The organism is Clostridium sp. BNL1100 (genome assembly GCF_000244875.1).
Lineage (GTDB): Bacteria > Bacillota > Clostridia > Acetivibrionales > DSM-1351 > Ruminiclostridium.
This window is the reverse complement of sequence record NC_016791.1, coordinates 316169-328987: the sequence shown is the minus strand read 5'-3', so window position 1 is coordinate 328987 and position 12819 is coordinate 316169. Positions and strand designations below refer to the sequence as shown.

The 12819-nt window shown below is 37.8% G+C and carries 5 protein-coding genes; all 5 read right to left on the bottom strand.

The window, feature by feature from the left end; all coding sequences use genetic code 11:
- Positions 1-4 precede the first annotated feature (4 nt).
- Positions 5-4897 (bottom strand): hypothetical protein, encoded by a 4893-nt coding sequence (locus CLO1100_RS01475; RefSeq protein ID WP_014311992.1) that lies wholly within the window; start codon positions 4895-4897, stop codon positions 5-7.
- A gap of 830 nt (positions 4898-5727) precedes the next feature.
- Entirely contained in the window at positions 5728-6108 is a 381-nt protein-coding gene (locus CLO1100_RS01465) for a hypothetical protein (protein WP_014311990.1), read from the bottom strand.
- A 15-nt stretch (positions 6109-6123) separates the two neighbouring features.
- Positions 6124-7365: an RHS repeat-associated core domain-containing protein gene (locus CLO1100_RS01460; protein WP_278244407.1), complete on the bottom strand. Its 1242-nt coding sequence runs from the start codon at positions 7363-7365 to the stop codon at positions 6124-6126.
- A gap of 442 nt (positions 7366-7807) precedes the next feature.
- Positions 7808-10303, bottom strand: coding sequence for a BslA/BslB family hydrophobin (locus CLO1100_RS01455; protein ID WP_014311989.1), 2496 nt, complete (start codon positions 10301-10303; stop codon positions 7808-7810).
- Between the two features lie 19 nt (positions 10304-10322).
- Entirely contained in the window at positions 10323-12671 is a 2349-nt protein-coding gene (locus CLO1100_RS01450; RefSeq protein ID WP_014311988.1) for an S-layer homology domain-containing protein, read from the bottom strand.
- Positions 12672-12819 lie beyond the last annotated feature (148 nt).

Genomic DNA, 12819 nt, shown 5'->3' with positions numbered 1-12819 from the left:
TAATCTATGCTTCAAGCATCTTTTCAAATGCAACCGCAATGTCTTTTCTGTTTATTGAAAGCGATGGATTGAACTTCGAGCCTGCATCAAGGGTCATGATATTCATATTGAGGCATGCATATACAGGTGTTGCATATTTTGCTCCAATAGCTGAATCATCTTTAATTATTTTATTATAAGATGCCCTCAATCTGTCGTAATCTGCTCCGGTTCTCTGACAGTAAAGCTTTATTATCAATGCTGCCGTTTCCTGTCTTGTTATATTTCTGTTTAGGTTGCTTACATTTATTATTTTATCAAGTCCATAGTTCTTTGCTTTTACCTTTACATCAGTGGTACTGTCCACCTGTGAATCGGATACAAGCTCATACAGCGTTATGGCCTCTTTCACTGATACAATTAATTCCGGGTTATATGACTCTCCTGCCCCGGAGAATACCAGAGTCAGGTCATACTTCCCTGCAAGCTTTGTTATATATGGTTTAGCAGGACTCTCATCACCTATTGTTGAGGTTACATCCTTTCCGGCAAACACTGTATATTTACCGGGACTTGCTACAAAGAATGTAACATATCCTGTATCATACTTTAAGTTTTGTGTCAGCTTCTGCCAGTTACCTGCATTCCCGTAAAGTACATACGGGTTTGCAACCGTGTTTCCCTTATATGACATTTTAACGGACATTGGAGAATTATATCCTGCTATGTCATATTTCTCTGCGAAGAATCCTGTTGAATAGTTGGCACCGTTCAGGGTATCGTCTATGAAATATGACAATTCACTCTTTATCTCCTCAATCAGTTGATTTAAATACTTGTCAATACTGGCATCGTTGCCTTTTGTGTTAGGGTTGTTAGGATTTTTTATTACATCAAGCTTTTTCTTTATTATACCAGTGTCTTCATTGTAAAGCTTGTCTTTTATCAGGTTCTTAATGTTTTCACTTGTCTCTCTGCTTGCAACCGCCTGTGCAGTAATTATATTTACCTTGGATGCGGAAGTAGTGTTTGCAGGTGCCTTTGGCTGTACTTCACCGGTCTGTATATTGTCAAGTTTAAGGTATACATCTTTTGCCCCGGCTGCTGCCTGAGCCTTCTTGAACTCCTCCATGTTATTAATATCAAAGGTATCAGGCCTTATAGTGTATTCAATATCCTTTGTCTTAATAATTACACTCTTGTTATAGGTCTTCATGGCCGTTAATATGTTTTTAGCCATATAAACTTCATCAGTATTTATATATGCAGGTGTCTGGGATATGTCTATTGTACAGGAGTAATATCCGGCACCTTCAAGGAGGTTTACCACTTTGTCATCCTTTACATACACCTTTTCCATGGTACTGCTGCTGCCCTTGTTTACATCCCAGTATAGTCCCTGCTCAAGTTTATCAAGCATATCAAGGAATTTTGCCGTAATATTTGTATTATCGTCGTCATCATCATAATCATCCTGATTGAACTCGGTTCTTGTATTTACAGGCCCGATATATTTGGAACGTGTAATTGCCTCCATATTTGAGGGGTCTTTTTTATAAGCCCTTACCTTTATATAATATTTCGTGTTTGGCTTCAAAGGCTTGTGTTCCTTTGCTCCGCTTGGCAAAGTTACTTCTGCATATTTTATTCTTGCAGTATAGGTATAGTATTCTGTGCCAAGGTTGTTAAAGGTTTTTTCAATATAATACGGGTAAGTATGTCTTGTTATATCAATATACTGTTCCAAATCAGAGTTGCTAAGGACTTTGTAATCCGTATCATCCTCGGTTTTAATTGCAAGCTCATACCCGGAATAATCATCAACCGCTATCCCCTGCCACTTTACTTCTATCTGGTAATAGTCATTTCTCGTTGACTGGGTTATATTGCTCAATACTGCATTATCAATTGTTCTTACAACCTGTATATTGTACTGTGTATTGGACTTGAGTTTGTAAAGTCGTCCATAGTACACACTGCCGTCTTTTACTATGTTGTATTGTGCCTTTGTAAGCTGAGTATAGTTTTTGTCTCCGGCAGCTTTTATCTTTATACTGTAGCTGTCTGCGGTTGTTTGAGGGTTTGTGTCAAACCAGTAAAAGCTCAGTTCACAGTCGCTTATGGTCTGCAACATAGTTGGGCTTTCGATTAAGGATGTAGTTACAGGTATGGATATCCATACACTGGACTTTGATTTATTTGCTTCCACTACCTCAGACCTTAAACTGAAATAGTAAACCCGGTTTGGATATAACCATGTATTTATGGTATATCTGCATTTTTTGGTCTTACTGTCGTATACCAGATTAGGCGGTAGCGGTGAAGCTTTTGGGTCAAGGGTCAGCTTTTGAGAGTTACCGTCTATATTTCTGTCCTTATCACCAAATGCAGCTATATAACTTATATACGTAGAATCCTCCAATATAGAGGGGTCTGTATCAGGTGTATCAAGTGCAACCTTTTTGCCAGTGGAAATGAGGTTGTATGATGCCTCATTTTCCTTTACAGTCCACTCAAATGTTACTGAATGTCCTGTAACCATTGGGTTCCCGCTTTTATCCAAGGCTATGGCAAAATCAGACGGAGCCACCGGTTTCTTTGCATTGTCATCCGGCTTTGTAGGCTCACCTCTTGGAGTTGTCACTGAAAGTAGACTGGTCTGTGTAGACTCCCTTACCTTTGGATTCTCATTTTCAAGATTCAATCTTACCTTTATCATAAAGTAATATATTGTATTCGGTGACAAGGAATATCCGAATGAGTTGATATTACCCGCATCACTGAATTTGTTTATAACCGTATTTATCCATGTTGTATTACCGGATATAACCGGTTTGAACTCAACATCGCTACCAACCTGATTACTTGACCCTATAAGTTTAAATGTGCTCAGGTCAGGCTGCTTACTCATATAAAGGTCGTATATTACAGCGTCGTCGGTAGTACTGTGGTTGCTTGTATATTTACTCCAGTCAATTTTAAGGTCTTCAAACCTTAATGTTATAACCGCATTTGCAGGTGTTGTTGCTGTTGCCGGATTTACCTTTGTATTAACCAATTGAAAATTGTTTGGAGTAGGTACATCCCTGCTTGTCAGTGAAAGTGTAGTAAAGCTTGTTGTTAAAGATTTTTCTGACATCTTAGAACTATCGGTTGTATTACCCTTGTCCACTGGTAGTGTGGTGTAAACCTGCAAATAATAGGTTTTGTTAGGCAACAGAAATTCAGGGTATGCATCCGGGTTACTAATAGGTGAAACTGTTCCGTCTCCCTCAAAGCCCTTAAAGAGATCCAAGCCCTTTATTGTATATTCAAGTTTTGTATTGTCATTTGCATTTTCTTTTATTAAACCTGACTTGGTACTTACATACTGTACTAATCTGTATTTAACCGCATAGCTGCTTGTGCCGTAGTCCTTTCCGTTTGCTGTAAGCGGATATTTCACGGCTGGGTCAAGATCCTTCTGACCTGTACTTAACATAAAATGGTAGTATACATCATCATCTTTTGTGTCCTCCCAGTTAGCCGGCTTATCCCAGATTATTTTAATGTCTGAGGTTCTTTCTGTGTCACTGGGTATTGTGTCTGATAAATTTACCCCTATTACTGATACATTTTTGGGTACAGGAGTCTTAGAGGTATCATCCAACATCCTGTATGGCATAGGCAAGGACATAATCCTGTCATCTACCGATGCGGACCTTACCACAATCCTGTAATATACTGTATTTCTCGGGTTGATTCCCTGAAGATTGGTTATAGTATACTCTCCTGTAATATTTGTGATTTCCTTGATATTCTTCCAATCGCTGTCATCATCCGAATCTACATTACTTGTCTGAACAAAGTAACTAAGTTCGGGCATGGAAACATCTCCGAGGTTAACTGTGTTTATTCTGATTAATATATTGTCCATGGAATCCTTGGTTAATTGGAACCTGACAGGAGTATAAGTATAATTTACAATACCGGTCAATGGACTTGTAGTAGCACCTGACAGTGCTTTTGAAACATATTGTCCATTCAGGTCGCATACAAGTGTATCCATAGTGACAACATAAATACATCCCGGACGTATCTCCTGGTGAGGAAGTACATAATTTACATCCGCAGCGGGGATTCCCGTCGGAATTGTTGCGGTGCCGTCCTTTATCTGCTGAATTGTTGGAATTGCAGTTTCATCGTCTTTAACACCAAATAGATACAAGGAGTATTCACCTTGCGCATTATCCCATTTTACGTCAGATACCCTTGTTGTATCTCCTGACACCATGGCAGTGTATCCGCTGCCATCATTTTTCATATTTACTATTACATCTGCGAGGTTTGGTTTTGTCTTGCTTGTTTCCATATGGAATTTATAGTTTATCCTATCGATTGCAGGAGCTATCTTGCTGAGTATTGTACCTTTGGCAGGGACGAATGCACCTGTCCCGTCATATATTAGAGGAAGCTTCCATGATAGTTTTATGGCAGGATATACTCCAGTCTCCCTTCCTCCTCCGGGGTGGTCAACATATTGCTGCCTCATCTGCTCGCCATATACAGATACACCCGCAAGATAAAACTTTTCTGCTGAAAAAGTAGTTGATGGATTTTCCATTGAGACCTTTATGTCATATATATAATCCTTTTTGATATCTGTAAGCAGAACCGTACCCATTCCGGCACTTACATTTATACTTACCGTCTTATGCCCTGAGGTAGCGGGTGCCTCATATGTTATTGTTCCCGTTACATTCAGCTGTCCGTTCCAGCTTGCTCTAACCGTTCCGGCGTTTTCATTAAATGTACTTTGATCTATAGAAAAGTTAAGAACATCCGGTGCTGCATAAACAGGTTGTATTAGCCCCGCAAAGTTCGATAATATCAGGCTTAATACAAGTATAGCTGAAACAAACCTTAATTTAGTCTTCATTGTAAAATTACCCCCGCAAGTTAAATACTAGTTTTACAACCTATTTATCGGCATTTTGGCACTATTTACTTATGTATCGGACAAAGTTGTAATGAAAACGTAAAAAAAGAAGCACAACCTGTTGGGTGGCAGGTTGTGCTTCTGGTAGAGTTTGTATTTATAATCTAATGATTTTACTTTGTCCTTATTTATCCCATTCCTTTAATGACCTTCGAACTCTTTCAATTATGGCAGGTTCTTTGATTACCTCTCTCAAGTACTGATGACTTTTGTAAACCGGATCAACTGATATGGGATTATTTATTCAGTAAACATAATAGATATAACGGAACTAGTATTTATAGTTCATTGATATTTGGAAGATATACTAACAAACTTAGTCTATTCTCGACTTTTACAGAGATAAGGTGCTTAATTGCTCTTATACCCAAAAATATGTAAGTTTTTATCTTATTGGGTTATTAATGCCCATAAAGTTATACACACACTGGCAATTCCTATTATTGATATAACAATCCTATAAAATGTAACACCAAACGTTTCTATCCAAACATTTGATTTCGGTATGAAGTACATAAACTTCTTCCAATTAAATATTCCCGCTAAAGTTAACAATACTCCAAAAAGTATAAATAAACAGGCCAAAATGATTCTTTCCATTAATCTCTCCCTTAAATTTATTGATTTATATATGCCTTAAACATCTTTTTGATCAAATTTAGTCTTCTATTATATTGACTCAAAATGGTCTCCACAGAATTTGCATATAATTCTGCATTCTCGATACTATAATTTAAATCGAAAACATAATAATCTCTGACTTTCGTCCATTACTTTTCTATCAAAGCATCGTGTGAAGAACATTTACTAATCTCTAAATCTAAGGTATATAGGGATTTATTCCCGAAAGGTCCCCCTAAATAATTTGTAAAATAATCTGTATCAGATTCTATAAAACTATAGGCTTTGTTCATTTTAGCTTCAAGAGACTGCTTTGTTCCATTTAACGAAATACCTAATGAATTAAATAACTTAAATGCAACATTATCTGTAACTAGGATATCAGACCCGCTAATTGTACTTTTTATAGTATCCCAAACACTTAATGCAGTTAGTATTTTTTTACCGACAGCCGAAGCTGTTTGACCTGCCCATTCCTGAGCAATATTACTACCATTATTGGGTTGAGTTAATGATGTACCACCTTCCATACCTAATATCTCTTTTTAAAACATCGAAATTGCATTATCAGAAAACGGTATAAGTGTTGGCACTACACTTTTTAATAACACACCCCACCATGAATCTTTTTTTACTGAATAACTTCCATCCTTATTCTTTTTTAAATAACAATGCCCACTCGGATCTACATAAATTATCGGATTATTCTCACAATATGTATATAGATTCAAGCTCTTAGTATTATCCAACTGTCTGCGGTATGTATCCTCGGCTATAAACCTTCCTGTTGCCGGATCATAGTGTCTTGCCCTCAGATAATACTGTCCGGTTACCTTGTCAAGTTGTTCCCCGGTGTATTGGAATCTATTTTGTACTTTTTCCTTTGAGCTTGTAGTGTTTCCAAATGCATCATACTGGTAGGAGTTAAGGACTTCTCCATTTTCGTTCACTAGCTTTGAAACATCTCCATGAGCATTATTCAGGTAATATGCCTTTGTTCCGATAGGATTCTCTCTCCCAATAAGACCCAGGCCCCTAATATTTCTGGAAACAAGACCGCCGCTACCAGTTGTCTCTGTTATTATATTTCCCCTGTCGTATGTAAAATTGCTTACAATACCATTTTCCGTGACAGAAATCCTTAGGCCAAATGCGTCATACTGGTTTTCCATCCATGAACCGTCTACCTGTTCAACGGACTTTAATTGATTAAATCCATCAAAAGTATATGTAGTTCCATCTGATGAAGTCAGTTGATTACCATTATTATCGTAGGTGTATACAATAGAACCACTATTTGAGCTGGTTACTGCTGTCATCCTGTTATTGGCATCATAGGTGTATTTAATTTTTTCATTTCCCCTGTTCCAGGTTGCCCTGTTACCCGCATTATCATATGTAAATGAATCTGTACCTGCCGTCAGGAGCCTGTTCATCTTGTCATATGTATAGCTTGTCTCTATTCCGTTCTCATTTTTTGAAAGCTCGTTACCGTTGTTGTCATATGTATAATCAAAGGAGTTAATTGTTTTTCCTTTGGCATCTTTCTGAACCAGAGATGTAACATTTTTGTCTTTATTGTAATTATAGCTTATTTTTATTCTATTTCTATAATTAATATTTGATACTGTACTATCAGGATTGTAAGTGTAAGCTGCAAGAGCATCATTGCCGTCTTTAACCGATTTCAAATTATTGATGCTGTCATATGAATACTCTGTAGTTTTACCGGTCTGGTCAGTCACTCCCGTCACATTACCGTTTTTGTCATAGCTGTAGCTTAATATTTTCCTTTCATTTCTTGTCTGTGATAGTATGCGGCCATTCAGGGTATAAGTAAAGCTATCTACATTTGAATCCGTAATTGCTGCTAAAAGACTTCCGTCCTGATTGTACAGAAATTTACGCTGGTCTCCTTTTCCAATTATGTTCTCGTTGGTTATGTTATTGTCACTATTGTAATCTACAGCTATTGTCTGCCCATTCCTGTCTGTTTGCTGCTTTATTCTGCCTTCCCTGTTTTTGACATATAAAGTAACTAAAGTATATTAAGACTATCTAATGCTCTAACATAATCAATGAAAAATTGTTACTTTTTGTTAAATCGGGACTATATTTTTACTATAAAGAATATGTATATATCTTAAAAGCCATCAAAAAAGACCAACTCAAACGTTTTATTTGAATTGGTCTTAAAATTGTGACTATACATCTATTTGTCTATTAATCTCAGTGAATAGTAATATCAACAAAGGCCTTGACCTTGTATCCTGCCGTGCTATCTCCATCAACTGCCGCCAACATCAGATGCTGGTTTGGGGCAATGGTTATAGCACTTCCTACAGTATATTCTGTTCCCAAAACTGGGTCGTCATAGCCCGGATGTGTAAATTCGCCGTCCTGAACGGCTATAAGCCATTTTGTAGCTCCCGTAAAGCCTGCAAATGACAGTTTTGTGAAGCTTACAGCTCCGGTTTGGGAATCATAGGCAGATAATGTGTAGTTTGTAGTCTCCAAGAGTGTTTTCAGCTTATCAGAAGTAAATACCGTTCTTTCATCCTGGCCTGATGTCGGCAGCTTTGGCCCGGTTCCATCGGCATCTGCAACAACACTAAATACGTATTCTCCTCCTTGAGGCACCGTTTTATTTCTGAGCTTTACAACTATCTTCTGTCCCTTGCTCAAATTAAGATTTGTAAAGGACAGGGTTCTGACGTTAAGTCTCTGGGATGGATTTAATGTTACCTCTGCACCGTTTCCTATCTTTACTGTATCAGATTCAAAAGCAGGGAATCCTTCCGGCAGCCAGAAAGTAACCGTACCATTTGAAAAATCGTCCTTTGAAGTATACGTTATTTCAAAGTCCTTTACTGTTGCTGCTTCACCTGTTACAGGACTTATTTCCATACTTCCCGGAAGTGTTATATTACCGGGTGTCACATTTACGTCAATACGTTTTATACCGCTGGTAAAACCCGAATACTGTCCGGTAATGTATATCTTTGCGGCTCCGGCTGCTATAGCTGTTACCACACCTTTATCAGTTACGGTGGCAACACTGCTATTCAAAGATACGAAGCCTACTGTACTCTTATCAGGGTAAACTGACAAACTTAAATCTTTATATAAATCAATAGTTTTCCCTTCTTGCAGGGTTATACTGTCATTATCTGCACCAGAAACACCAATATTAACACTTGGGAGAAAAGGTTCATTTGTACCCCAGCCCGGTACATACTTATAGGAATAGAACGAAGGTATAATCCCCATTTTAACATTGTTTGCATAGGAATATGCACTATCAATTTTACCAGAGCCCTTTATTTCAGAATCTGCCATAATTACAAGGTTTCTTATAAACGAGCCGGTCTGCATATTGATATATGAGCCTTGAGAATTTGCGTCCAAGATCAATGAACTTACGGTTCCCTTTTTAAATAAAATTTCAGTTGTACTTTCAATGTTTGCAGTATTGATTTCAGCTGAACCGTCTATGGTTATTTTATTTCCCTTGGCATCCTTTAAAATATTTAGGGTGGAAACCTTTCCACCAAGGAATTCAAGCTGTCTTTTTGTTACTCCAACAGATAACGTTTTAATTATTCCTGACAAAAGAGAAAAATCTCCTTGGCTTTCCTTATTTATGTTAACATTTTCAATGTTACCGCTTAATTTAATATTTATATTACTGTTTTCCGAGACTATATCTCTGAAATCACCTTTGATTATGGCATTCTGACCTTCAAAAACCCCATGCATAGCAGTAATATTTACGAATCCGTCTCCGCTTGTCAGGTAACCCTCTTCAAGGGTACATCCCGATTTTAAATATGCCTGCTTAATGGTTGTACTTCCTACCACTCTTATATATACGTTGCCTTCACTTTTTTCAACGGTCAGAGTTCCGCCTATCTGAGAATTTTTTATAGCTACCCCGTTAGGGCCTCCTCCTCTTATTATAAGCCTTCCTGACAACTTTACGCTCTCCAGAGTAACAACTCCGTCGCCCACACCCTCACCGATAATCAAATCTCCAGGAATGGAAATACCCCTTAAAGTAACAGCTCCCACACTGATAAACATATTACCTGTGGCATTAGTGGTTATGGTTCCCGATTTAAGAGCAATCTGTCCCACGCATTTATCTAGCATAATTAAAGCATCTTTTAGTTTTAGCACTCCCGTTGGTGCATACCTTCCGGCAGCAACCTCTGCAAGTCCCCCTTTTTCTATCACCGCTGCCAAATCATTCAACTGCTTCTGTTCAAGAACCTTACCGTCAGTTATATTACTCAGTATCTTCTCATTTTTTAGTTCTAGTCCAAAAACATATGCAGACATCTCTGCAGCCTCTACTCTGGTCATATAAGAAAAGGGATAAAATTTTGTATTTTCCTTATCTGAAATATATCCGCATGCCGCAGCCTTTGCTATCTCCTGTCCGTACCATGAGTTCTTTGGTACATCTATAAAATTTATGTCAGCCTTTTTTGATGACTTCAATATAGCATTGAGAATTTTAATAAAGTCAATTTTCTCAACAGGCTTGTTCAGGTCCAGACTTGAGTAGCTCTTATCCAATACGCCGTTGTTTTTCCACTTGCTCAGTAATGAAGCTGTGTAGTTAGAATATGATGTTCCCGTTGCTGCAAATGCAGACAGAGGAATAACCATAAAACATATTACTGCAAGCATCAGAGATATTTTGTTAGCATATCGTTTCATTAACTTGCTCCTTCTCTTATTATTGATTACCCTGATTGTATATTAATCCCTTATAGGCCAATAGTGCAGCTTCTGCTCTTGTTACATTATTGGAGGGCTGTAAATAAACCCTTCCATTAATTTTTCTACCTGAAATAATACCTGCTCCACATACAGCAGCTATATTTCTGGAAGATGAATCCGAAATTGAATTAAAATCTGCAAACTGCTTCAAAGTGCTGCTGTCTTTTTGAGGTAATGGAGTTCCCTTTATTTTGAGAGCCAAAGCCAGCATTACCGCCGCCTGTTCTCTTGTTATCAGCTTATCGGGGTAAATCTTGTTATTTTTATCTTTGCTGATTATACCGAAGTATTCCGCTGCCATAATTTCTTTATAATATTTATGTTTTGCGGTAACATCGACAAACCTTCCTGCCACTGCTTTTTCCATGCCAAGACTTCTAACAATTATGGCACAGTATTCACCTCTGCTAATAGACTGTTTCGGGTTAAATCTATTGCTGTTGGATTCAAATACATTTCTGCTTGCAAGGTTATTGATTGCCTCTACAGCCCAGCTTACAGACCCTAAATCACTATACGTATTATTTACTGAGGTAGCTGTGACAACCTCATTTGACGGGTTACTCTGAACCAAGCCCTTTACAGCTCTGATTCTGTATGTCATTGTTTTTCCTGGTATAGCATCGTGGTATATAAAAGTAGTAACATTCGAATCGACTCTGCCTATTTCCCTAAAAAGATACAACTGCTTCGCCTCAATGATAAATCCTTCTTCAGTAGAGGAATTATCATTCCATGTAAGTTTCACGTCATTAGTTGATATAACGGACGTTTGCAAATTACCCGGTGCTTCCGGAGCATCCAATGACAACTGTACCTCATTGCTGTAGCTGACAGCAGTTGACCTGTCAAAAGCCTTTATCCTATAAAAAGTAGGCTCTGTGCTGCTGATCCATTTATCATTATATTTTGTTGTATTAGGTTCAAGCTGTGAGATCTGATACCACTGTGACAGTAAACCAAACTTTTTCTCTACTATGTATCCGGCCTCCATACTGCTGGTATCATCCCATGTAAGCTCAACCTCCGTTTTGCTTATAACGTTAAAAGACAAGTTTGCTGGAGGACTCAGAGGTGTAGTCAAAGCACCTGATTCATTGGAAAAATCGGAATACACTTCATTATCATTAATTTTTGCCCTTACCTTATAGGAATAGTTTGTTTGGGGAGATACATTTAAATCAATATAACTGTTTGCGTTTCTCCCCATTGTATCGTACAACGTATAATCTGTTTCAGTTGGAGCTTTTCTCCATATTTCAAAGCCTGTTTCATTGATAGTCAGATCCTGCCAGGACAAGCTAATTTTTTTACCGTCTACACTTACAGCAGTGAGCCATGAAGGAGGCTTTAAATACGTACTGGCTACATTGAGAACATCTGAATACTCGGAACCGGTAACACCTGTTAATGCCTTAATTCTGTAACTATATATGGAATTTTCATGTGTGACGTTATCAATATAGCTAGTTGTATTCTGAGGTAGTACTGCAACTTCAATGAAAGCACCTTCGTTTGATGCTCTCCTTTCAATAATATATGCCGTTTCAAAAGATATATCCTGCCATTTAAGCTGTATTTTATAACCTGAAAGGGCAAATCCAGACAGGTTTGACGGTTTCGGCAACATTGAAACTGCACTGCTTCCGTCATATTCATCAGGGTAAGCAGATGATTTTATATATTCCATTGAATACGACCTGACCTTATAATAATATTTTATACCAGCCGCTATTGCTTTATCACTGTACGTGTTCTGACCTGCTGCAACCCTGGCTACTTCCGACCAGGAGGTGGAACCTTCCATTCTTCGCTCAATTATAGTGTTGCTTATCTTACCATCAGGATAAGTCCATTTTAAATCTATCTGATTTGACGAAACTGTTGTGGGGGTCAAGGAATCCGGCTTTACAATTTCATCTGTGCGAATTGAAATTTCATCAGTGTAAACATATGTTGTATAGGTTGAGTCCATGACTTTTACTCTGTATGTATAGATATGTCCGGGTTGAACTGAACTGTCTGTAAAAGTTGTAAGATTTGCTGCAGAATATGAGACTATAGAAAATATCCCACCATCCACACTGCGCTCCAGGTAATAATTTATCTCATTGGTTAAATAGTCGTTCCAAGTGAGGGTAACCACGTTTATATTATGTATTAACGCAGTAATATTTGATTTTACAGTGCCAGCTGCTGTGTTTAATACAACAAGGCTTTGCATTAAAATCGCTACTGCAAGCATTATTGCTAACTTAGAAATGTGTTTAAATTTGTGATATTTTTTTCCCCTGTTAGAAATCAAAGCATATACCCCCAAAAATTTCTTTTATTATACCTTATCGGCAATTTTGGGGATAGATTTTATAAGGTTGTACATTTTGTAATGTTAATGTCACATTAATGCATAAAAAAGCTGTACACCAATTGCTTAGTGTACAGCTTCCTGTCAG